The following is a 22,552-nucleotide window of genomic DNA, read 5'->3' on the forward strand; positions in this document are numbered from 1 at the left end:
GTAATGGTGCAAAGCGTTTTTGATTAAGAAACAAGGAAAACAACATGTTGAAAACCAGGATCAGCCTGCTCGCCCTGGCGATGATCGCCGCGACCCAGGCCCAGGCCAATGACCAGGCCCAGAGCAACGGCTTCCTCGAAGACAGCCACGCCAACGTGCTGCTGCGCAACGCTTACATCAACCGCGACAAGAAGCATGGCAACCGCGACCAGAGCGAATGGGGCCAGGCGTTCATCGGCAAATTCTCCTCCGGCTTCACCCAAGGCACTGTAGGCGTGGGCGTCGATGCCTTTGGCCTGTACGCACTGCGCCTGGATGGCGGCAAAGGCCGCAATGGCGGCGCTGGTATCGACTTCTTCAAGCCTAGCGATACCGCCCCTACCAACTCGCCGCACAACCTGGCCCGTGGTGGTGCTGCCATCAAGTTCCGCGTCTCCAACACCGTGCTCAAGTACGGTGACATGATGCCCGAGCTGCCAGTGCTGCAGTACGACGACAGCCGCCTGCTGCCAGAGAGCTACACCGGTACTTTCATCACCTCCAAGGAAATCGAAGGCCTGGAGCTCAATGCCGGTCATTTCACCCAAGAGGCGCGCAAGAGCGCTGAAGGCCGTGACAGCGGCCACCTGAAGACGATCGATGTGTTCGGTGGCAGCTACAAGTTCACTGAAAACTTCACCGCCTCTGCTTACACGTCGAACATCGAAGACGTGATGAAGAAGCACTACCTGGGCATGAACTACGTCTACCCGATTTCGGCAGACCAGTCCCTGACCCTGGACTTCAACGGCTACAAGTCGGACATCAACAGCAAGTACGTGCAGAAAGCTCAGCTTGCCGGTGACGACAACACCATCTGGAGCCTGGCTGCTACCTACGCCTTCGGCCCGCACTCGGTGACCCTGGCGCACCAGCGCAGCACCGGCAGCACCGGCTACAACTACGGCTGGTACCAGGACCGTGGTGGCGTGGGTGACGGCGGCTCGACCATCTACCTGGCCAACTCCTACTGGTCGGACTTCAACGCCGAAGACGAGCGCTCCTGGCAGTTGGCCTATGGCCTGGACTTCGGCGCCTTCGGCATGCCGGGCCTGACCTACAAAATCGCCTATGTGGCGGGTGACAACATCAACACCCACGGCTACGGCGAAGGTAAAGAGCGCGAAATCTTCAACCAGCTGCGTTACGTCGTACAGGACGGCCCGGCCAAGGACCTGTCGGTCAAGCTGCGTGGTTCCTGGCTGCGTACCAACACCGCCGTCCAACAGAACGGTTACAACGACGACGGCAACGAAGTGCGCGTATTCGTCGAATACCCAATCAGCATCTTCTGATACTGAGCGCAAGCGCTTGATGCTCGCCACCTGAGCATCGGCGCGTAGGCAAGGGTTTGAAAAATCCGATACCAGTCATCTGGTGTCGGATTTTTTTTGCTCGCTTGAAGCTTCCAGCTAGCGCGCCGCCGCAACCGCCACGCCAACCCGTTAAGCCTCGCGGCTTGCAGTGGGCAAGAACACGCTGACCCGCAACCCACCACCTTCACGATTGTGCAGCAGCAGCTCCCCGCCATGGCTGCTGGCGATGCGCTGGGCGATGCTCAGCCCCAGACCGTAACCGCCGGACCCGTGGTTACGTGAGCCCTCGCCGCGCACGAAAGGATCGGTGACGGTGTTGAGCAAGCCTGGCGCGATGCCTGGCCCGCGGTCGTCGATATGGATGTACACACCGCCAGCAGTGGCCTGCAGGTTTAGCGAAACCTCCTTGGCATACCGCAGCGCGTTGACCACCAGGTTCTGCAGGCAACGCTGCAGCAGCAATGCATCAGCCCGCAGGCTGCCGCCCTGGCCATGCACCGGCAAAGGCTCCGCCGCGCTGGCAAGGTCGGCGCAAAGCCGCGCGACCAAGCGATCCAGGTCGACCAGTTGCAGGTTCTGCTGCTCACCTGTGCGCAGGTAATCGAGCACCTGGCCGATCATGTCGTCCATCTGGGTGATGTTCTGCCGCAGGCGTTCGCGCTGCTCGTCGTCCGGCAGCCGCTCCAGACGCAGGCGCATGCGCGTCAGTGGGGTGCGCAGGTCGTGGGAAACGGCTGCCAGGAAGTAGGCCTTGTCGTTGACCATGGCAATCAACCGCTGCTGCATGGCGTTGAATGCTTGCGCGGCCTGGCGCACTTCTTCTGGGCCGTCCAGGGCCAGGGCGGGCTGCTCCAGATTGCTGCCCAACCCCCGCGCCGCATCGGCCAAGCGCCGCAGTGGGCGCAGGCACAAGCGCACGGCGATCAGGCAGACCACCAGCACGGCGACGATGCGCAGGGCATACACCCGCAGCAAATAGTCGCTGATCAACACCCAGGCCGACTCACCGCTCCAGCCCTGTAGCTCCTGCCCGTCGATGCTCAGCCAATGGCCGTCTGGCAACGCAACGGCGAACTGAATGTGCGCCTGGGCGGTGCGCAGGCCGAACAGGCTACGCCAGACAATCGGATGGCCCTGCTGATCGGTCAGTTGCACGCGCAGCAAGCGCACCTGCTGGGCATGCCCCAGCTCGTATTCGAGTGCCTGTTGCAGCAGCAGCTCGGCGCGCCTGCGCCCGCGGCGCTCATCTACCCCCGTCGCTGGCACGGCGTCGGCACATCGCACCCGATAGTGAGCCGGTGCCTGTATGCCCTGGGCATGGCAGCCGGCCTTGGCAATCAAGGGGGCGCTGCGCGCGGCCATGAGCCGGATCGGAGCCTCGAGCACCTGGGCGAAACGCACATCGAACCAGATGCTGCTCGACATCAGCTGCACCACCAGCGTGCCGCTGACCATGATCAGCAACAGTTGACCAAACAACGTGCGCGGCCACAGGCGGCGGAGCCAGCGCATATCAGTTGCCGGCCTGGGCGTCGGCGACACTCAGCAGGTAGCCCTCGTTACGGATGGTCAGTATCTGAATATCGCCGGCCGGCGCGTGGCGCAATTGCTGGCGCAGGCGGCTGATGCACATATCCACAGAGCGATCGTCAGGGTGGTGGTCGCGGCCAAAGGCACGACGGGTCAATTGGTCGCGCGACACCACTCGATTGTTGGCCTCGAGCAGCTCCCGCAGCACCCTGTGGTCGGAGCGAGGCAAGGTCAGGGTGGCGCCGTCGGGGCGAGTCAGCAGGCGCTTGACGTGGTCCAGGCTAAAGCCTGCGAAGTGCTCGGCGTCGCACGCCGGTGCCTCTTCAGCACCCTCCAGCCGCTGCGGCCGGCGCAGCACCGCTTTGATACGGGCAATCAGTTCACGCGGCTCGAACGGCTTGGCCAGATAGTCATCGGCACCCACCTCCAGGCCGATGATGCGGTCCAGCGTGCTGCCCTTGGCGGACAGCATGATCACCGCCAGGCCCGGCATCGCTTGCAACTGGCGGCACAGGCTCAAGCCATCCTCGCCAGGCAGCATCAGGTCGAGCACCACCAAGTCGACCTTGCTCGCGGCCAGTTGCTGGCGCATGCCATCACCATCGGCCGCCGCCAACACGGTGTAGCCGGCGTCGCTTAGGTAATCGCAAAGAAGTTCGCGGATTTCGTCGTCATCGTCGACAACCAGCAAGGTTGTGCTCATCGGTAATACACCTGGTGGAGGAGGGCTAGCAGCGCTCGTTACGTTCCATTACATCCCCGTACAAGTCGGGCATGGAGCCCAGAGGGCTGATGCCTAGAATCGTAACAAAAAATCATCTGCGAATACGAAGCCTTCCCAAATGAAACCTAATAGTGCCATGAACGACTTCACCTCTGTTGTCCGGGGCGGCAGCCGCCTGCACCCGCTTGCCTTCTTCGTTGCCGTTGCCATCAGTGGCAGCGCCTTGGCTGCCGAAAGCCAGCCACTGGTGCTCGATGCCACCCAGATCGAGGACAGCGCGCTCGTACCCGCAGATGACACCGGCCAGCTCGGCTACACCGTCGAGAGCACGCGCAGCTCAACAGGCCTGAAGCTCACCCCCCGGCAGACGCCGCAGTCGGTCACCACCATTACCCGCCAGCAGATGGACGACCGCGATGTGCACTCCATCGAGCAAGCGCTGGACACCACGCCAGGGGTCAGTACCAGCAAGTCCGAAGTCGGCGGGCGTACCGACTTCCGCGCACGTGGCTATTCCATCAGCAACTGGAAGGTCGATGGTTTGCAGTTCCAGGGTGGTTCGGACTTCAACGGCGGCGGCAATGCCCTGAACATGGACCTGTACGAACGTATCGACATCGTGCGTGGCGCCAACGGCCTGCTCGGTGGCACCGGCGACCCCTCGGCCACCGTCAACCTGATCCGCAAGGCCCCGACCAAAACCTTTGGTGGCAGCGCCTACGCCACCTACGGCAGTTGGGACAAACGCCGCCTGGGCGCCGACCTGAACCTGCCGCTGTCCGAAGACGGCCGCCTGCGCTCGCGCTTCGTAATGACCCAGGGTGATGCCAACTCGTTCCGCGACAACCAGTCAGAACGCTCCCGCGCCGCCCTTGCCAGCTTCGCCTTCGACATCGACGACGCCACCACCCTGGGCGCCGGTTTTCAGTACGAATACAACAAGGTGGTCGGTGGCGGCTGGGGTGCGAACATCCCCATCTGGTACGGCGACGGCAGCAAGACCGACCTGCCACGCAGCACCAACCTGGTACCCAGCTGGAGCTTCGGCGAGTACACCACCCGCACCGCCTTCGGCTCGTTGGAACACCGCTTCGACAACGACTGGAGCCTGGACCTGAAAGTCGCGCAAAGCACCTCTGACGTGCTCAACCACCGCGGCCTCGCCAAGGTCAACTCGGCCGGCCGTGGCCGCTACGGCGGTTATTGGAACCAGGATGGCAGCGGCGCGGTGCTCAACGGCCTGCACAGCTCCAGCGACACCACCCAGCAGTCTGCACAAATCGACCTGTCCGGCCCGTTCCAGCTGTTTGGCCGCACCCACCAGGCGATGGTCGGCTACAACGACAGCCGAACTGTGGCCTGGTCGCCGCAATACAGCTGCACCATGGTCAGCGACGACCGCGTCAGCGCGCCCTCGGTGGGCTGCCAATTCCGCGCCAACAACGGTTTCCCGATCAGCGACTGGCACAACGGCGTCGACAGCGATTACGACATGATCGCCACCCGCACGGGCCTGCACACCAAGACCACCACCCGCCTGCAGGGCATGTACGCCGCCACCCGCCTGAGCATCACCGACCCGCTGTCGGTGATCGTCGGCGTGCGTACCACCGACTACTCCGCCACCACCAACAGCGTTGCCGGTGTGCGCAGCAACCAGCAGAACAACGGCATCGTCACCCCCTACCTGGGCGCGGTATACGACCTTAACGACACCTATTCGCTGTACGCCAGCTACACCGACATCTTCAACCCACAAACCGCCGAAACCGAAAGCGGCACCAAAGTCGAGCCGATCCGTGGTCAGAGCTACGAAACCGGCATCAAGGGCGCCTGGCTGGATGGCCGCCTGAACGCGTCTGCTGCTTACTTCCGCACCAAGCAGCAGAACAAAGCCGTGCTCGACGACGGCCTGACCACCCCAACCGGCGGCGATGCCTACAAGGCAGGCACCGGCCAGGAAACCGACGGTATCGACCTTGAAATCGCCGGCGCCCTGACACCGAACTGGAACCTGTATGCCGGTTATACCTACCTGCACTTCCGCCGCGTGGACAGCGACGGGCGCAGTGACCCCTCGCACCTGTTCAAGGCCTCGACCACCTACCGCCTGTCTGGTCCGCTGGACCGCCTGACCCTAGGTGCCGGGGTGAAGGCGCAGACCAACATCCGCGCCATCTCCAGCCCAGCAGGGCAGCCGGTGAATGGCGTGAGTGGGGGGGCGACCGATGTGAATTGGTCTGGTTATGCGATTTGGAATGCCATGGCCAAGTACCAGCTGACGGACGACACCACCGTTAGCGTCAATGTCGATAACCTGTTCGACAAGCATTACTACACCCGGTATGGCTTCTATGCGGGGGCGATTTACGGGGATCCGCGCAGCATGTCGCTGACGGTTAGCACTGCGTTTTGATCGAAGCGAATGCCTGAGCTGGCGGTAAGGCTTTTTGTCGAAAACACCTGGGCCGCTTTGCGGCCCTTTTCGTGGCTATCAAAGCCTGCACAGGCTTGGTGGGAGCGGGTTTGCCCGAGATTCCGGCGCGTACTGGCATCAGGCGGACGTTTTATTACTTTAAAAGCGGGGAATTCGCGTGGGCTGGGATTTAGGAGATTTTGAGGTGTACCAATAGCAAGATTTGGTCTGAAGACTTCGTAGCCTAGCCTAAGCCAGCAATGCGACCACCTTTAGTGCCATCCTGAATGTTTATGGTATCTAGGTTGTGAACATCAAGACTAAGTCGAGGCAGGTCAGCCAAAATGGCTCACGCAAGTGCATGCCGGTGACTCCCGCCAATGTCCGATCCCAGCGGCCCGTCGCTGGTCACGGCTGCAAAAGCGTTGGGCGACCTTTTTTCTGTCACATATCGATTTCGGGATAATTGGTTGTCATTTACTTGACTATATATCGATATCGATATAATCTTGCCCCGTTGATGCCGTAAAACCCGAAAAAGCCCGATGTCAGGCCAGCGGGGGCATTAGCAAAACCACCACAGTGAGGAAGCGCCGATGAATCGTAGAAGAAATCCCCTTGATAGAAGGAACCTTGATAATGGTCGAAGTCCTGAAACCCATCTATTGGGTGGGCAGCAGTAAGGAAGATTTGCGGGATTTTCCTGAGGTGGCCCGTCAGCGGGCTGGGTACCAGCTTGAGCTGATCCAAGACGGTGAAGAGCCATCAGATTGGAAGCCGATGGAAAACGTCGGGCAAGGGGTGCGGGAAATCCGCATCAAGTGTAAAGACGGGGCTTTTCGCGTGTTTTATGTGGTGAACCGGCCGGAAGCAGTTTATGTACTGCATGCTTTCCGCAAAACCACTGAAAAGACGGAAAAGCGCGATATTGATCTGGCTAAAGAGCGGTTCAAGTCGCTGGACTGATGGTGTGGCAAACGCCCCCGCGCCGAGTAAGGCGTGGGGGGAGAGGACATCCTTCACTTGGCGGTGTAGGGATCTTCCTATTCGAGTCCAACTCGATCATTTCTCTGAATGAAGATGTAACTGAGGAATCAATGATGGCAAACGAACGCTCTACCTCCGTATGGGATGCGTTGGTTGATTCGCCAGAAGAAGCCGAAAACCTTCGGCTGCGCTCCCAGCTCATGAGGGTATTGACCAAGACCGTGAAGGCTTGGGATCTCCCACAAAAGGATGCAGCCCGCCGGCTGCACGTGACACAACCTCGCTTAAGTGAGCTGCTGAATGGGAAGATCGATAAGTTTTCCCTGGATGCCCTGGTGAACCTGCTGGCCAGCGCCGATCTGGAGATTGATATCACCGTGAAGAAGAAAGCGGCCTAACCACAGGCTTATAGTTAAGGGCTAGCCAGTCGGCCGGCCCTTCTCATTTTTGCGCGTTAGAAGGGGCCTAGTATTGGCTACACTGCGCCGCTATCAAAGCCAAGAGTACATGCCTATGAGTAACTATGATCCGCAGGTCTGCTATGACGGGTGCGGGGTGCGTCGCCCAGCCCGACCACCGGATAGCTGCCGAGGATAGTCAGGCCTTCGCGGCCATCGGGTTTGACTTACCTGAGCCGCTAGCCTTTGCGGCTGATGGGTTGCACAAGCCGTTGCCGTCAAAGAGCTTGTACTCGCGCTTTCTGAGCTTTGCCGTGCGGCAGATGATGCCTGTATGCGGGGCAAGGGTGGGGCCCTAAAGGGAGTCTCCGATATTGAAAGGGACATCTACCGTTAAAACTACCCTTATCAGCGCTAGCTACCCTCAGTAGCCTACGGAACCCCAAAACGAAAAAACCCGCCAGAAGGCGGGTTTTTCGGGGATTCCAGAGATTTTGAAAGCTTTCTATGGAACCTTGAATGGTGCCGGCACCAGGAATCGAACCCGGGACCTACTGATTACAAGTCAGTTGCTCTACCATCTGAGCTATACCGGCAATGGGGCGTCATTATAACGATCGTTTGGCGCCTGTAAACCACTTAGTTGCGATAAAGCGAAAATGACCTAAGTCACCGAGCCAAAAGGAGAAATTTCCTACCAGCCGCGGTGGATGGTATTGACGTTTGGCTCGCTCTTGCCGGGGTTGAAAATCAGCTTGTCGTTGTCGCAGCCACGCTTGCGGCAGGGGCTTTCGGTGCGCAGTGGCAGGCCGTAGTCACCGCCCAGCTGCATGCCGGGGGTGTTCCAGTCCAGGCTGCTGGCGGGGTGCTCGGCGGGGCTGTGGCTGCAGGCGCTCAAGGCCAGGGTCAGGGCCAGCAGGGCGAGGGGTTTGGCGTAGGTCACGATGGTGTAGTCCGTTAGTCCGTTGTCGAATCCGGCGCAACGCCAGATGGTCGCAAGGCTGGCGGGCAGCGTGCGACTAGCTTTCAATATTTTGGGGGGCGGATCATACACCGGGAACGCGCCGTGTGGGGAACCTGCCCACCAATGACTGGGCTGATTTGTGAGGAAATTCCTAAGTTAAGACCAAATGCTTCAGGATTTTGGTGTTTGGGAATTATCCTACGCTGCTAGTCGAGCCTTCACTGTTGGCGGGAAGGTGGCCCAGGGATAACGTTTCCGGGTTACCAAACCCTGGTGACCGGGTGTGAGAAACCCGATAAGGAGTTACTGGCTAGCCAGTTTATGGCGGTTGTACACGGGCAGACTTCGGTCTGGCCGAGCTTTGTAGCTCCCTCGGTTTTCTCACCCCGTGTACGACCGCCACCTTAATTCGTGAGAAAAATTGATGTGGTGGTTCCTCTCATGGAGCTGCTTGCATGAAAAAGATCGTCCCCGATCCACCCCATCCGCTTGTCCAAACCCCGTATTTCTCTGTCCACAGCGATATCTCCCCCGAAGACGCCTTCGTCCACGGTATCGAACTCATGCGCGGCGTGGTCGAAACCATCGATGAACATTGCCGCCTCCACGCCGGTGAGCCAGGCTTGACCACGTTGGCCAACGCCGCTTCTGCCGTCGATTCGGCCTTGATACTGTTCCAGCACGCGCTGGCGACCTTGAGCGATGCAGGGGAGCAGCGCGATGAATGATGCCGAAACCGCCAAACCCATCCAAACCGCCGGCATGGCGACGTTCCTGGAAGCGGGCAACCCGCCAATGAACCTACTGCGTGTGCAGCCGGGTATCCCGGTCGATCATGCTTACGAACATGTGTCGATCCTGCTGGGCTATATCAAGCACTTGGTTCGTGAAGGGGACATGGAGGATGACCACAAGCTGCTGGGCGCCTCGGATTATCTGCTGGGCATGGCCAAAGCGCTAATGAACGACATCGAGTTGGCCAAGCAAAAAGCACTCAGGTAGCCCACCAGGCCCGCTGCAACCCAGCGGGCTTTGCCTAATCGAATTTTGGTTTATGCACAAGAGGCAATAACGCCTTGCGCGAAACGCAGGCCGCTCGCCCCAACCACTGGTCTTTGCGCAAATGCCTGTTTTTGCTGGGCTCCAGCCGCGCTGCTGCATAAGCACAAGCCTTGAAATAGCGAAGTGATCCAACAGGTAATCACAAGCTTGTTCACAGAGTTATCCACAGGTTGTGCTGCGGCTATTGGTCACGTTCTGCCAGCAGCAGCAGGTTGCGCGGGGTCAGTGGATAGGCGCAGAAAGTCCCCAAGCGAACATCGTAGCCTTGCTCGCTCAAGTACAGCGCGCGGTCCAGCACCAGCCACAGTTCCAGCGGGCGACGGAACAGGTTGCGCAACCGCTCCAGGTTGCGCACCTCGGCCAGGCGTTGCCAGCCTGCGGCCTCCAGCGCGGCCCAGTCCGGGGTGGTGCTGATCGGCACCGCTCGCAGCGCCGCCAGCTCGCGGCAGTACTGCTCGAACGGCTTGGCCAGCCAGGCCACCGGCAGCGATGGGGTAGGCAGGTATTCATCGCACTGACGCTGTTTGCGTTGCAGCAGGTCGAAGCCCAGGCGGCGGGCCATGGAGCAGTCGCGTTGGTGGCGCACGCGGGCGCCAGCCGTGACGGTCTCGCTCAGCGGCAGGCCGAGGTCGGTGATGCTCAGGTGCAGCGCCGAACCCTGCGCGGCTGTGGATAACGGCTGATAGCGATCGCCGCCGATGCGGTTGTAGCAGCAGGGGGCCACGGCCAGGTGGCGGCAGCCTTGCTGGCTGGCCTCGCGCAGCAGGTGAACGTGCAGGTCACCGCAGGCATGCAGGGCGACCACGCTTTTGTCCTGGCCCAGGTGCTGGCGGCTGCCGGTAGCCATGACATCTTGGTGAACATGGTTTGCAGGCAGGTGATGGTGATCGCTCAGCGCCTGGCCTGCTGCGACCAGTTCGGCGTTGTACTCAAGGCACGTCAGCTGCTGGCCCGGTTGCAGCAAGCGACGGCCCAGGTGGCCTTTGCCGGCGCACCAGTCCAGCCAATGGCGAGTCTGCTCGCGAAAGCTCACGCGGCGGCTGAAGGCTTCTATCTGCTGCCATTTGCGGCCTGGCACATTGGCGTCCAGACGGTGCCCGGCGCTGGGCAGGCCGGTATCCGGGAGCTCGCCCACGGCTGCCAGCTGTTCGGCTTGTGCGGCCAGTTGCGGGAACGGGGCGGGCAGTTGCGCTGGGGCAACGTCGGCCTCTGCGTCGGCCAAGGTACAGCCGCGCAGATAGGCGGCAAGCTCAGGATGGCTGGCCTCCCAGTCCAGGCGCAGGGCGGTGAAGGGCCTGGGTTTCCACAGTGCCTGGTGCTCGGTCAGGAACTGGTCGAGGGCCTTGAAGCGGGCATGCAACTGGTGGCTGTGCAGGTAGCTGGGCATGGGGGGTTGAGGCGAGGGTGGGTTTGTCGGGCCTACTCGCGGGGGGCTCGCCCCTACAGACGTGCGCTTGGCTCAAGGTTCGCGCACTGGCTGTGGGAGCGGGTTCACCCGCGAATGCGATAGTACGGCTCAGCGGCCCTGGCAGGCGTCCACGCGCAACCAGCGTTCGAGCAGCTTGAAGCCTTGCACCAACACGAACGAGATCACCAGGTAGAACACACCGGCTGCGAAGAAAATCTCCACCGGCAGGTAGGTCCGGGCGATGATGGTACGGGCCATGCCGGTCAGCTCCAGCAGGGTCACGGTGCTGGCCAGGGCACTGGCCTTGAGCATCAGGATCACTTCGTTGCTGTAGGCCGGCAGGCCGATGCGCGCAGCGCGCGGCAGCATGATGTAGAACAGCGTCTTGCCCCGGGACATGCCCAGCGCCCGCGCCGCTTCTATCTCACCTTTGGGGATCGACTGCAGCGCACCGCGCAGGATCTCGGCGATGTAGGCAGCGGTGTGCAGCGTCATGGTCAGCACCGTGCACCAGAACGGGTCGCGCAGGTACGGCCACAGCGAGCTGGCGCGCACGGCATCGAACTGGGCCAGGCCGTAGTACACCAAGAACAGCTGCACCAGCAGCGGCGTGCCGCGGAAGAAGAAGATGTAGCTGAACGGCACAGCGCGTACGTACCAGTGGCGCGAGGAGCGGGCGATACCCAGGGGGATGGCCAGAATCAACCCGGCGACTACGGCGATGGCCACCAGCTCCAGGGTCAGGGTCGCGCCCTGGGCCAGGCGCGGCAGCCACTTGATGATGACTTCCCAATTCATTGTTCGGCCCTCGCAAAGCCGCGAGCGGCGCGTTTTTCCATGAAGTGCATGCCGGTCATGGCAATGATGGTCAGGCTCAGGTAAATGCAGGCGGCAACCATGTAGAAGGTGAATGGCTGTTTGGTCACGGTCACGCCGATCTGGGCATGGCGCATGATTTCTTCCAGGCCGATCACCGATACCAGCGCGGTGTCCTTCATCAGGATCATGAACAGGTTGCCAAGGCCGGGCAGGGCGATGCGCCACATCTGTGGCAGGATGATCCGCGACAGAATACGGCCCTTGGAAAGGCCCAGCGCCATGCCGGCTTCACGGTGGCCCTTGGGGATGGCCAGGATCGCGCCACGGAACACTTCTGTGGCGTAGGCGCCAAAGCACAGCCCCAGGGCAATCACGCCAGCGGCGAAGGAACTCAGTTCCAGGCCCGGCATGTTCAGGGCTTCGCCCAGGGCGTTCATCACCCCAACGGTGCCGAAATAGATGAGCAGCACCCATAGCAGCTCGGGCACGCCGCGTACCAGGGTGGAGTAAAAGCCGCCCAGCCACCGCAGTGGCGTGACGGTAGATGTTTTGGCCAGGGCGCCGAGCAGGCCCAGCACCAGCCCCAGCAGCAAAGCGCAAAGCGCCAGTTTTACGGTCATCAGCGTGCCAGCCATCATGGCCGGGCCGAATCCGTGCAGGTCGATATTCATGGGCAGGTCATTCTAGGGACTGGCGCGCCGCATGGGCGCGCCGGTCAGGGTGGGTCACTCGATGCTGAACGGGAAGTACTTGTCGTTGATCTTCTTGTACGTACCGTCGGCTTTGATTTCTGCCAGGGCTTTGTTCAACTCGTCGCGCAGCTTGGTGTCACCTTTGCGCACGGCGATACCGATCTTGTCGCTGTCCATCACCGGCTCGCCCTTGAACTCGAAGTTCATGCCGTCTTTGCTCTTGAGCCACTCGTACTGCACATACTTGTCGGCCAGGATGCCATCAATGCGGCCAGACACCAGGTCCAGGTAGGCGTTTTCCTGGGTGTCGTAGAGCTTGACCTCTACATCCGGGTAGTTGTCTTCAAGGTAGGTGCCGGCCAGGGTGGCGCGCTGGGTGCCGATCACCTTGCCCTTGAGCGAAGCCTTGTCAGTCTTGAAGTCGACGTTCTTCGGTGCGATGAACTGCAGCTTGTTGGAGTAGTACGGGTCGGTGAAATCGACCGCCTGCTTGCGCTCGTCGGTGATCGACAGCGACGACACCAGGAAGTCGAACTTCTTGGCGTTCAGGGCTGGGATGATGCCGTCCCAGTCGGAGGTCACCACCGAACATTCGACCTTCATCTTGGCGCACAGGGCGTCGCCTATGTCTTTGTCGAAGCCGACGACGTTACCGCTGGCATCCTTGTTGTTGAACGGTGGGTAGGCGGCTTCGATACCCATGCGCAGTTTTTCCGCGGCCATGGCGTTTGCCGACATCACCAGGGTGGCAGCGGCTGCCAGGAGGAACTTCTTGTAAGTGTGCATGTATTGCTCCGTTAGCGGTGGCTGGACATGAATTGCTTGCAACGCGCCGAGGTCGGGTTTTCGAAGACCTGCTGTGGCGATCCTTGCTCTTCAACCAGGCCCTGGTGCAGGAAGACCACTTCACTGGACACCTGGCGGGCAAAGTTCATCTCGTGCGTCACCAGCAGCATGGTACGGCCTTCTTCGGCCAATGCGCGGATAACGTTAAGCACTTCCTGGACCATTTCCGGATCGAGCGCCGAGGTTGGCTCGTCGAACAGGATCACCTTGGGCCTCATGGCCAGGGTACGGGCGATGGCAGCACGCTGTTGCTGGCCACCGGAAAGCTGGGCGGGGTAGCTGTGACGCTTGTCGTAGATGCCAACCTTGTTCAGCAGGGCTTCGGCCGCTTCGGTGGCCTCGGCCTTGCTCTGGCCAAGCACCCGGCGTGGCGCCTCGATGATGTTGTCGAGGATCGACATGTGCGGCCACAGGTTGAAGTTCTGGAAGACAAAGCCGATTTCGCTGCGCAGGCGGTTGATCTGGCGGTTGTCGGCGGCGATCAGGTCGCCGTTCTTTGCGGCCTTGAGCTTGAGGCTCTCGCCGGCAACCAGGATTTCGCCCTGATGGGGGTTTTCCAGCAGGTTGATGCAGCGCAGCAGGGTGGACTTGCCGGAGCCGGACGACCCCAGGATGGAGATCACGTCACCGTCGCGCGCGGTCAGCGATATGCCTTTGAGAATTTCCTGCTCGCCGTAGCGTTTGTGCAAATTGCGGATTTCCAGCGCGGGCGTGGCCTGGGCCATGTGCGGTCCTCATGTGATCGGGTGCGTTCCCAGCTGTTGGCGGCCTTCCTGGCGAGCGCCACGCTAGCATAGCGGCATTGGACGGCCAACAGGGTCGCAGGGGGCTCAAGGCTTTGCCGGGGCAGTTTGTCGCATCGTTGCAGTGCAACGTCGCGCAGATGTCCGCAAAGGGGCGCGCCGGCTCCATTGCCTTGATGAAAAAAGGCGCGATGGTGCCATTTTTGGCCGGTGCTGGGAAGCTGTTTTAGCCCTGTCGCTCAGTGGCGCGGGGCCAGGCAGGTGCGACTGGGGCATCTGAAGTTGAGGTATTGGGTTGTACCTGGGGTTGCACTAATGTGCTTTGCAGTGGTGCATAGGTGTTACCTAGGAGCACCTTTGGTGCGTTTGTAAGTGGGTATTTCAGTAATCCATCGTTTGCAGCTTCCTTCAACGGCCTTTCGGTCAAACCCTGGCCGAATGGGCTGCAAACCGCGCCCTACAAGGGGTAATGGGGCTGTCAGACGAATGTACCTCATACCTGGCGCGCTAATTGCGAGTAGCCATACGCCGATTGCAGCGATGCCTAGGTCAACCCCAGGTGCGCTCTGTTTCCGCAGTCGGCGTGGTCCACTCCTTACAAAGGTAGTTTTGATGAGCGGTAACAATTCCAATGACCTCGCTCAGGGGCTCAAACAACGGCATGTCACCATGCTGTCCATTGCTGGCGTCATCGGCGCCGGTCTTTTCGTAGGTTCCGGCCACGCCATCGCAGCCGCCGGCCCGGCCGTGCTGCTGGCCTATGCCGCCGCCGGCACCTTGGTGGTGCTGGTCATGCGCATGCTGGGCGAAATGGCTGTCGCCTCGCCGGATACCGGGTCTTTCTCCACCTATGCCGACCGCGCCATTGGCCGTTGGGCTGGCTTCACAATCGGTTGGTTGTACTGGTGGTTCTGGGTGCTGGTCATTCCTTTGGAGGCCAACGCAGCGGCGGCCATCCTTCACGCTTGGTTCCCGTCTGTGGACCTGTGGGCCTTCTCCCTGCTTATTACCCTGGCGCTGACCCTGACCAACCTGTGCAGCGTGAAGAATTACGGTGAGTTCGAGTTCTGGTTCGCCTTGCTCAAGGTGCTGGCCATCATCGGCTTCATCGTGGTCGGTTGCATCGCCATGTTCGGCTTCGTGCCAAGCAGCCAGGTCAGCGGTGCTTCGCATCTGTTCGATACCCAGGGCTTCATGCCCAATGGCTTGGGCGCTGTGCTTGCGGCCATGCTGACCACCATGTTCTCGTTCATGGGCACCGAAATCGTCACCATCGCAGCTGCCGAATCGAAAGACCCAGGCAAGCAGATCAGCCGTGCCACCAACTCGGTGATCTGGCGTATCTGCCTGTTCTACCTGGTGTCGATCTTCTTGGTGGTGGCGCTGGTGCCTTGGAATGACCCGGCCCTGGCCGAAGTGGGTTCGTATCAGACAGTGCTCAGCCGTATCGGCGTGCCGAATGCCAAGTTGATCGTCGACATCGTGGTGCTGGTCGCTGTCACCAGCTGCTTGAACTCTGCGCTGTACACGTCTTCGCGGATGCTGTTCTCGCTCAGCAAACGTGGCGACGCTCCAGCCATTGCCCAGCGCACCACCAAGGCCGCCACGCCCCATGTGGCCGTGCTGCTGTCCACCGCTGCGGCATTCCTTTGCGTGTTCGCCAACTACGTGGCGCCGGCGCAGGTATTCGAGTTCTTGCTGGCAAGCTCTGGCGCCATCGCGCTGCTGGTGTACCTGGTGATTGCGGTGTCGCAGCTGCGCATGCGTAGCCAGCGCGAAGCCCGCGGCGAGAAGATCGTGTTCAAGATGTGGCTGTTCCCGGGCCTGACCTGGGCGACCATTGCCTTCATCGTTGCCGTGCTGGCGGTGATGGCACTGCGTGAGGATCACCGGGCCGAGATCATCGCGACTGCGCTGCTGAGCATTGGCGTGGTGGCGGCGGGCTTGCTGGTGCACCGCAAGCGTGAAGCAGCCGCGCGCGTGGCGCTGGACAACTGATTCGCGCTGTTTGAAATGAAAAGGCCGCGTCCTTGGCAGGGCGCGGCCTTGTTGTTTTCCCGCAAGCCTAAGGGCCCAAAGCAGGAGTCAGCCGAACTGCTTCTGCTGTTGCTGCTGCTTGGCCACCAGCTCGGAGGCGGCGATGTAAGCTTGCTGGAACTCATCGCTCTCCAGCCAGGCCATGGTGGTGTCCTCGTCGGCGCCGTCCAGCCAGGTGCGGTAGGCGTTGAACACCAGCACGATGTAGTCGGTGGCGTGCTCTTCTTTGTGGCCTTTGAGTACCAGAGCCAGCAGCGGGTCCACCAGGAACACCGAGATCATCGCCACCAGGCTGGTTTCTTGGGCGGCTTTCATCTTCTCGAACAGCTCTTTGTAGCTGTCGGTTTCCATGGCCTTGTTGAACACCTGCTCGATGCTCGCGCTGTCACCGGCACTGGCCTTGACTGCCTGGCCGCTGCGCACCATGCGGTTCTGCTTGGCCTTGCTGGCGGCGCGCTTGGCGCGTTTCTGTTGCTTTGACGTGGTGGCCATGGCTCATCCTGGGGGTGTTCTGAAAGTGCGCGTATTGAAGCGCAGCCGCCCAGGCTATTCAACTGGCTAGCGGTGTTGCCTGGTTTTGCTCGAGCGGCGGGGGAGGGGCCAGTTTTCAATGGCCAACAGGGTCGGTACTTCACGAAGGTGAAATCCCAGACAACAAAAAACCCGCACTGGGCGGGTTTCTTGTTGTCGCTTCGGGTAACTTTGCAACCACCAGAAGCTTGAAGGTGGTGCCCAGAGACGGAGTCGAACCGCCGACACGAGGATTTTCAATCCTCTGCTCTACCGACTGAGCTATCTGGGCGACGAGGTGAATTAAATAGATTTTCAGACCGCCCGTCAACGACTTTTTGAAAAAATTTTAAATTAATTCCGTCGCTTACGATCCGTGGGGTCATTCGGCCGGTGGAACGTAACCTTCGGCCTGAGCGTATTCCTCGCCCGCGAAAAACTTGTCCATCTCGACCTGGAGGAATTTGCGGTCCTCGCCGTTCATCATGTTCAGGCGCTTCTCATTGATCAGCATGGTCTGGTGTTTCTTCCAGTCTTCCCAAGCCTTTTCCGAGATGTGGTCATAGATGTCCTGACCTTTTGCGCCAGGGTATGGCGGGCGCGCCAGGCCTGGGAGTTCTTCTTTGTATTTGCGGCACATCACGGTGCGGGTCATTGGGCTTCTCCTGCAATCAGTTCGTCGGCCGCGCGTTTGAGCAGCTTCTTGACCGGGGCGGCGAGGCCCAGGCGCGGCGGGGTGGCGAGGTTATACCAGAGCCAGTCGGCCTCGGCCACGTGCTGGCCGACCGGGTCGACGCGCACAAGCCACGGCTCGATCGCCAGCTGGAAGTGGCTGAAGGTGTGGGTCAGGCCTTCCAGCGCACGGCTGCCAGCCAAGCGCAGGCCGTGCTGGTAGGCGAGGTCATCGAGCTGGCCGATGTCGTCCAGCTCCGGCAGGCTCCACAGGCCGCCCCATAGGCCGCTGGAAGGGCGGCGATAGAGCAGGATGGCGCCTTCCTGGTTGGCCAGCAGTGGCATCAGCGTGCGGCGTTGGGGCAGCGCCTTGCGTGGCTTGGGCTCGGGGTAGCGGGTTTCTTCGCCGTGCAGGTGCGCTTCACAGCCGCGCTGCAACGGGCAGATCAGGCAGCTGGGCTTGCTGCGTGTGCACAGCGTCGCCCCCAGGTCCATCATCGCCTGGGTGTAATGGTTGGCGCGCTGCTGCGGGGTGAACCGCTCGGCGGTAGCCCACAGTTGGTTGGCCACCTTGGGCTCGCCCGGGTAACCGGCCTGGGCGGTATAGCGCGCCAGCACGCGCTTGACGTTGCCATCGAGAATCGGTGCGCGGATGCCCATGCTGATGCTGGCAATGGCCCCGGCGGTGGAGCGGCCAATGCCGGGCAGCTCGGTGAGCTGCTCGACGCTACGGGGGAATTCACCGCCATGCTGTTCGACGATGATCTTCGCGGCCTTCTGCAGGTTGCGCGCGCGGGTGTAGTAACCAAGCCCGGTCCACAGGTGCAGCACTTCGTCCTCCGGCGCTTGCGCCAGAGCCTGCACGGTCGGCAGGGCCTGCATAAAGCGGTCGAAGTAGTTGAGCACGGTGCTGACCTGAGTCTGCTGCAGCATGATTTCCGAGACCCACACCCGATAGGGGTTGATGCCCTGTTGCCAGGGCAGGTCGTGGCGACCGTGCTGGTCGTACCAGTCCAGCACGGCGCTGGAGAACTGCGTGGGGGTCATCGCTTGAACAGCCCCTTGAGCGCGTCTTTCAATTCTGGGCTCACTTTGTCTCCAAGTTTTTCATCGATCTTGTCTTTGAGGCGGTTGCCAGCAAGCTTGGCTGCGACTTTGCCCAGGCCATCCTGGTCCAGGCGGCAAGCCTTGGCGCCCAGCTCCAGCGGGCCGCGGCAGCGCAGCGGCACTTCAACACCGACGTAGCGCTCATTGACCTGGCAGGCCGGGTCCGGCATGGCGCGCTGGTCGCCTTCGACGATCACCCCAACGTTGTAGTCCATGCCCAGCACGCGCAGGTCGAGGTCACCCTGGCCGTTGACGGTCAGGCCCGGGATGCGGGCTTTGAGGTCTGGGTTGCTGGCCACGCCATTGCGAATCACCAGGCTGCCGCGCAGTTCCTGGAACGGGGTGTCCTTGCCGCGAGGTTCGCCACTGAGGTGCTTGCGGTTGAGGGTGGCGATGGCCTGGCAGAGTTGCTGCTCCAGGTTGGCATTGACCAGCACACCGTCGTTGATGGTGAAGTTTGCGCTGCCGTTGAGGTTGTCGACTAGTGCCTTCTGGCTGTTGCCGGTGGCGGTCAGGTCGCTGTTCAGGGTCAGCAGGCCTTTGACCGGTGGGGTCTGCGACTTGCCTTCGGCCTTGATGAAGTGTTCGACCGGGACGCGGTTGATCTTGGTGTTCAAGCCCAGCTGCGGCACGGCAGGGCGCACGTCGATATTGCCCTTGGCCTCGAAGGAGCCGTTGTACAGGCCCCCGCGCAAGGCCTGCAAGGTCACCAGGCCGCCCTGTGCGCTAGCCTGCAGCTGGGCGTCGCTGATGGGCAGCTTGTCCAGCGTCAGCGAGCCGAAGGCCAGGTCGGCCTGCAGGTCGAGCCCGCGCAGGCGGTCGACCGGGAGCAGTTTGTCCTGGCTCCAGGCCACCTGGGTCGGGGCGTCGGGCAACGGCGAGCTGCCGGCACCGGCCACGGCGCTGGCTTCCTGTTGCTGAACCTCGGCCTGGCGCGCAGCAGTGGCCCCCTTGGCTTGCTCGCTCTTGGCAGGCATGTAGCGGTCGGCGTCGAAGGTGTCACCTTTGAGCTGCAGGCGCAGGGCCTGTTTGGCAAAGTCTTCGATGGCCACGCGGCCGGTGAAGGTACTGTCATCCAGTTTCACGGCAAGGTCAGCCAGTGTCAGGCTGGTTGGGGTGCCTTGCAGGCGGGTGACCAGCTCCAGCTTGGCGAATGCGGCCGCGTCCTGGGTGGCCGGCAGTGGGTGGCCGATGCCGTCGAGGAAGCTGCGCAGGTCGAACTGGGCGATGGACAGCCCGCCGCTGAGCTGCGGTTGCTTGTCGAGGTCGCGCAGGTTCAGCTCACCGAGTGCCCGCAGTTGGTTGGCAGACACTTTAAGGCCGCTCCACGACGCCACGTTGGCGCCCATGTCGACCAGCAGTTGGCCCTGGGCACCAAAGGTGACGGTCTTGCCACCGGTCGGCTCACCCGAAGTTTCGCCGCTCAGGCGCATGTCTTCGAAGTTGTAGCGCTTGAGCGCGCGGTCGAAACGCAACTGCCCGGCAAGCTCCGTGCGGGCCTTGATCGCTGGTTGGCTGGCGCTGAGGAAAGCGCTGGCCTTCAGGGCGATGTTGGCGCCTTCGTGAACGGGGCCCGTGCTCAGCTGGATGCTTTCGGCGCTGTAACTTTGGCCGCTCTTGGCATCGGTGTACTGCACCCGGGCGTTGTTCACGGTTAGGCTGTCGATATCCAGCTTGACTGCGCGTTCGCTGCTCTGAGCAGGCTTGGCCGGCTGCTCGGCAGGCGCCTGGGCAGGCGCATCGGCAGCGCCCTGGTCTGCCGTGGGCAGCGGCTTGCCGATGTCTTCCCAGTTGCCATGGCCGTTTTCGTCGCGCGCCAGGGTCAGGTTCAGGCCCTCGACCCGCACATCGCTCATCTGCACTTCGCGGCGCAGCAATGGCAGCACGCGTACAGACAACCCAAGCATCTGCAAGTCGGCGAATGGCGCTTGCGGGTTGGTCAGCGTCGCGATGCTGGCGTCATGCAACTCCAGGCCCAGCCATGGGAACAGGCTCCAGCCGATGTCGCCGTTAAGGGTGAGCTCGACGTGGGCCTTGTCGCGCGCCAGTTGGCGGATCTCGTCTTTATAGTCGTTGGGATCGAACAAGTGGGTCAGGGCGAAGCCCAGCGCCACAATGATCAGCAGCAACCCGAGAAGCCCCAGTCCCAGGATTTTGCCGAACGCTTTCATGGGCGAGTCCTTGTAGTCTGTAGTGGTGATTCCGAACGCCAGAGTATAGCGCCGCAGGGGAGGGCCCTGCTTGATCGGCGCACGATGCAGGGCGAATCAGGTGGTTTGGAGGTTCGACAGTTGTGATTGCGCCAGTTCCTTCACGGCTGGATTCTTCGCCGGTGGCTCGCCTTTGGGAGAGTCATCAAAGCTTTTGCGTGCGAAGCGGTCGGCAGTGAAATACCGATTCAGCGTTGGCAAAAATAACGATATCAGATTGCTTTCATGTCACCTGTGAGCTGGTACTCTTGTGCCGCTTTGCGGCGTGGCCGCGACCCATTGTCGCGGGCCGTTACCCAAGGATAAGGCCCCTCGCCCTGCGTGCGAGTACAAGAGCCTGGGACGATATCCGCCGGCACTGTCTACCTACAAAAGGATCGAATCCATGAGCACTACAATCGGGGCGGGGGGGGTGGCCAGCGCGCCAAGTTTCCTGTCCAAGGAGCGCATCATCGCCCGGCCGGGCTTCAACCGCTGGCTGGTTCCGCCCGCGGCCCTGGCCATTCACCTGTGCATCGGCATGGCCTACGGCTTCTCGGTATTCTGGCTGCCGCTGTCTCAAGCCATCGGCATCACCGCGCCTGTGGCCTGTTCGGCGGACATGGGCTTCATCGCCCGTATGTTCAGCGCGCAATGCGACTGGCCGATCTCGATGCTGAGCTGGATCTATACCCTGTTCTTCGTCTTCCTCGGCTGCTCGGCGGCGGTGCTCGGCGGCTGGCTGGAACACGCAGGCCCTCGTAAGGCTGGCCTGGTGTCGGCGCTGTGCTGGTGCGGCGGCATGCTGATTTCTGCCATTGGTGTGAAGACGCACCAGCTGTGGCTGATGTGGCTGGGGTCGGGGGTCATTGGCGGTATCGGCCTTGGGCTTGGCTATATTTCGCCGGTTTCGACCCTGATCAAATGGTTCCCGGACAAACGCGGCATGGCCACTGGCATGGCGATCATGGGCTTTGGCGGCGGCGCGATGGTTGGCGCACCCCTGGCTACCGCGCTGATGGGCCATTTTGGCAACGAGCATGAAGTGGGCGTGTGGCAGAGCTTCGTCGTCATGGCTGCGATCTATTTCGTGTTCATGACCGCAGGTGCCCTGGCTTACCGCGTGCCGCCCACCGGCTGGAAGCCTGAGGGCTGGACTGCACCGGTCAAAAAAGCCAACGCGATGGTCACCGACCGCCACGTCCACGTCAGCGTGGCTTGGAAAACTCCGCAGTTTGCGCTGATCTGGCTGGTCCTGTGCCTGAACGTGTCGGCGGGTATCGGCATTCTCGGCATGGCATCGCCACTGCTGCAGGAAGTATTCGCCGGCAAGCTGCTGGGCAACGAGCTGACCTTCAGCGAACTGAACGCTGCGCAACTGGCGCAAATCGCTGCCATCGCCGCCGGCTTCACTGGCCTGCTCAGCCTGTTCAACATCGGCGGCCGGTTCTTCTGGGCGTCGTTCTCCGACTACATTGGCCGCAAGAACACCTACTTCGCCTTCTTCGCCCTGGGGGTTGGGTTGTACAGCCTGGTGCCGAACATGGGCCACTTGGGTAATGTGGCGCTGTTCGTGGCGGCGTTCTGCATCATTCTGTCGATGTACGGCGGTGGCTTCGCTACCGTGCCAGCCTACCTGGCCGACCTGTTCGGTACACAGATGGTCGGCGCCATCCACGGTCGCCTGCTGACCGCCTGGGCTGCTGCTGGCGTGCTGGGCCCAGTGCTGATCACCTATCTGCGCGAGTACCAGTTGGCGGCGGGCGTGGAACGTGCCGCGGCCTACGACATGACGCTGTACATCCTCGCCGGCCTGCTGGTGTTGGGCTTTATCTGCAACATGCTGGTGCGCCCGGTGGCCGACAAGCATTTCATGAGCGATGCCGAACTGGCTGCCGAGCGTGCGCTTAGCCACGACAAAGGTGCCGAAGGTGCGCGCTCGCTGGAATGGCACCCAGCCCCTGGCAGCCTGCCGCTGGTGCTGATCGCCTGGGCCGTGGTGGTGATTCCGCTGGCTTGGGGTATTTGGATCACCTTGCAGAAGACCGCTGTGCTGTTCCACTGATGGGGCCAGCCTGAGCGCATCACTGGGG

At 61.5% G+C, this 22,552-nt stretch carries 20 protein-coding genes, 2 tRNA genes and 1 pseudogene; 8 read left to right on the plus strand and 15 right to left on the minus strand.

The window, feature by feature from the left end; all coding sequences use genetic code 11:
* The first annotated feature begins 44 nt into the window (after positions 1 to 44).
* Positions 45 to 1,334, plus strand: a complete 1,290-nt coding sequence (locus tag J5M56_RS11995; RefSeq protein ID WP_186478399.1) for an OprD family porin — start codon at positions 45 to 47, stop codon at positions 1,332 to 1,334.
* Between the two features lie 150 nt (positions 1,335 to 1,484).
* On the opposite strand, the gene J5M56_RS12000 is transcribed toward J5M56_RS11995, so the two are convergent.
* Both J5M56_RS12000 and J5M56_RS12005 read right to left on the minus strand, forming a co-directional pair.
* The gene (locus J5M56_RS12000) at positions 1,485 to 2,867 is read right to left on the minus strand and encodes an ATP-binding protein (RefSeq protein WP_207936968.1); all 1,383 of its coding nucleotides are present in this window, start codon (positions 2,865 to 2,867) and stop codon (positions 1,485 to 1,487) included.
* Between the two features lies 1 nt (position 2,868).
* Entirely contained in the window at positions 2,869 to 3,588 is a 720-nt protein-coding gene (locus J5M56_RS12005) for a response regulator transcription factor (protein ID WP_060478284.1), read from the minus strand.
* A 139-nt stretch (positions 3,589 to 3,727) separates the two neighbouring features.
* Between J5M56_RS12005 and J5M56_RS12010 the strand changes: the two genes are divergently transcribed.
* The 3 genes from J5M56_RS12010 to J5M56_RS12020 all read left to right on the plus strand — a co-directional run bounded on the left by J5M56_RS12010 (position 3,728) and on the right by J5M56_RS12020 (position 7,410).
* Positions 3,728 to 6,025 carry a TonB-dependent siderophore receptor gene (locus tag J5M56_RS12010; RefSeq protein WP_207936969.1) on the plus strand — a complete coding sequence of 766 codons (2,298 nt, stop codon included), beginning with the start codon at positions 3,728 to 3,730 and terminating at the stop codon, positions 6,023 to 6,025.
* 639 nt (positions 6,026 to 6,664) lie between these two features.
* On the plus strand, positions 6,665 to 6,991 hold the full coding sequence (locus J5M56_RS12015; RefSeq protein ID WP_207936970.1) for a type II toxin-antitoxin system RelE/ParE family toxin: 327 nt from the start codon (positions 6,665 to 6,667) through the stop codon (positions 6,989 to 6,991).
* Positions 6,992 to 7,125: 134 nt separating this feature from the next.
* The gene (locus J5M56_RS12020; RefSeq protein ID WP_207936971.1) at positions 7,126 to 7,410 is read left to right on the plus strand and encodes an XRE family transcriptional regulator; all 285 of its coding nucleotides are present in this window, start codon (positions 7,126 to 7,128) and stop codon (positions 7,408 to 7,410) included.
* 158 nt (positions 7,411 to 7,568) lie between these two features.
* On the opposite strand, the pseudogene J5M56_RS26760 reads toward J5M56_RS12020, so the two are convergent.
* The 3 genes and pseudogenes from J5M56_RS26760 to J5M56_RS12030 form a co-directional block, all read right to left on the minus strand.
* Positions 7,569 to 7,738 (minus strand): annotated as a pseudogene (locus J5M56_RS26760) (integrase); the annotation flags it as partial.
* Positions 7,739 to 7,930: 192 nt separating this feature from the next.
* Positions 7,931 to 8,006: transfer RNA gene (locus J5M56_RS12025), tRNA-Thr, on the minus strand.
* 98 nt (positions 8,007 to 8,104) lie between these two features.
* Positions 8,105 to 8,353, minus strand: coding sequence for a hypothetical protein (locus J5M56_RS12030; protein WP_207936973.1), 249 nt, complete (start codon positions 8,351 to 8,353; stop codon positions 8,105 to 8,107).
* A 476-nt stretch (positions 8,354 to 8,829) separates the two neighbouring features.
* On the opposite strand from J5M56_RS12030, the gene J5M56_RS12035 reads away from it, so the two are divergent.
* Complete coding sequence (locus J5M56_RS12035; RefSeq protein ID WP_060478297.1) at positions 8,830 to 9,102, plus strand: hypothetical protein; 273 nt, start codon at positions 8,830 to 8,832, stop codon at positions 9,100 to 9,102.
* Positions 9,095 to 9,376, plus strand: a complete 282-nt coding sequence (locus J5M56_RS12040; RefSeq protein ID WP_207936975.1) for a DUF3077 domain-containing protein — start codon at positions 9,095 to 9,097, stop codon at positions 9,374 to 9,376. Before J5M56_RS12035 ends, J5M56_RS12040 begins: the two co-directional genes overlap by 8 nt.
* A gap of 241 nt (positions 9,377 to 9,617) precedes the next feature.
* On the opposite strand, the gene J5M56_RS12045 is transcribed toward J5M56_RS12040, so the two are convergent.
* The 5 genes from J5M56_RS12045 to J5M56_RS12065 all read right to left on the minus strand — a co-directional run bounded on the left by J5M56_RS12045 (position 9,618) and on the right by J5M56_RS12065 (position 13,926).
* Positions 9,618 to 10,823, minus strand: coding sequence for a methyltransferase (locus J5M56_RS12045; RefSeq protein ID WP_207936977.1), 1,206 nt, complete (start codon positions 10,821 to 10,823; stop codon positions 9,618 to 9,620).
* Positions 10,824 to 10,952: 129 nt separating this feature from the next.
* Positions 10,953 to 11,642, minus strand: coding sequence for an ABC transporter permease (locus J5M56_RS12050; RefSeq protein ID WP_060478300.1), 690 nt, complete (start codon positions 11,640 to 11,642; stop codon positions 10,953 to 10,955).
* Complete coding sequence (locus J5M56_RS12055) at positions 11,639 to 12,334, minus strand: ABC transporter permease (RefSeq protein WP_207936979.1); 696 nt, start codon at positions 12,332 to 12,334, stop codon at positions 11,639 to 11,641. Before J5M56_RS12055 ends, J5M56_RS12050 begins: the two co-directional genes overlap by 4 nt.
* Before the next feature lie 54 nt (positions 12,335 to 12,388).
* Positions 12,389 to 13,141: an ABC transporter substrate-binding protein gene (locus J5M56_RS12060; protein ID WP_060478302.1), complete on the minus strand. Its 753-nt coding sequence runs from the start codon at positions 13,139 to 13,141 to the stop codon at positions 12,389 to 12,391.
* Between the two features lie 11 nt (positions 13,142 to 13,152).
* Positions 13,153 to 13,926, minus strand: coding sequence for an ABC transporter ATP-binding protein (locus J5M56_RS12065; protein ID WP_060478303.1), 774 nt, complete (start codon positions 13,924 to 13,926; stop codon positions 13,153 to 13,155).
* 630 nt (positions 13,927 to 14,556) lie between these two features.
* Between J5M56_RS12065 and gabP the strand changes: the two genes are divergently transcribed.
* Positions 14,557 to 15,942, plus strand: coding sequence for a GABA permease (gabP, locus tag J5M56_RS12070; RefSeq protein ID WP_060478304.1), 1,386 nt, complete (start codon positions 14,557 to 14,559; stop codon positions 15,940 to 15,942).
* Positions 15,943 to 16,029: 87 nt separating this feature from the next.
* Here gabP and J5M56_RS12075 read toward each other — a convergent pair whose 3' ends face one another.
* The 5 genes from J5M56_RS12075 to J5M56_RS12095 form a co-directional block, all read right to left on the minus strand.
* Complete coding sequence (locus J5M56_RS12075) at positions 16,030 to 16,473, minus strand: hypothetical protein (protein WP_186478412.1); 444 nt, start codon at positions 16,471 to 16,473, stop codon at positions 16,030 to 16,032.
* A gap of 234 nt (positions 16,474 to 16,707) precedes the next feature.
* A tRNA-Phe gene (locus J5M56_RS12080) sits at positions 16,708 to 16,783 on the minus strand.
* A gap of 90 nt (positions 16,784 to 16,873) precedes the next feature.
* Complete coding sequence (locus J5M56_RS12085) at positions 16,874 to 17,146, minus strand: oxidative damage protection protein (protein WP_060478306.1); 273 nt, start codon at positions 17,144 to 17,146, stop codon at positions 16,874 to 16,876.
* Positions 17,143 to 18,210 (minus strand): A/G-specific adenine glycosylase, encoded by a 1,068-nt coding sequence (gene mutY, locus J5M56_RS12090; protein ID WP_207936981.1) that lies wholly within the window; start codon positions 18,208 to 18,210, stop codon positions 17,143 to 17,145. Before mutY ends, J5M56_RS12085 begins: the two co-directional genes overlap by 4 nt.
* Positions 18,207 to 20,441 (minus strand): AsmA family protein, encoded by a 2,235-nt coding sequence (locus J5M56_RS12095; RefSeq protein WP_207936983.1) that lies wholly within the window; start codon positions 20,439 to 20,441, stop codon positions 18,207 to 18,209. The genes mutY and J5M56_RS12095 overlap by 4 nt, the downstream gene beginning before the upstream one ends.
* Before the next feature lie 424 nt (positions 20,442 to 20,865).
* On the opposite strand from J5M56_RS12095, the gene J5M56_RS12100 reads away from it, so the two are divergent.
* Complete coding sequence (locus tag J5M56_RS12100) at positions 20,866 to 22,524, plus strand: OFA family MFS transporter (protein ID WP_060478309.1); 1,659 nt, start codon at positions 20,866 to 20,868, stop codon at positions 22,522 to 22,524.
* The last annotated feature ends 28 nt before the right edge of the window (positions 22,525 to 22,552 follow it).

Origin of the sequence: Pseudomonas sp. 51_B, from assembly GCF_017491595.1 — a bacterium.
Classification (GTDB): Bacteria; Pseudomonadota; Gammaproteobacteria; order Pseudomonadales; family Pseudomonadaceae; genus Aquipseudomonas; species Aquipseudomonas promysalinigenes.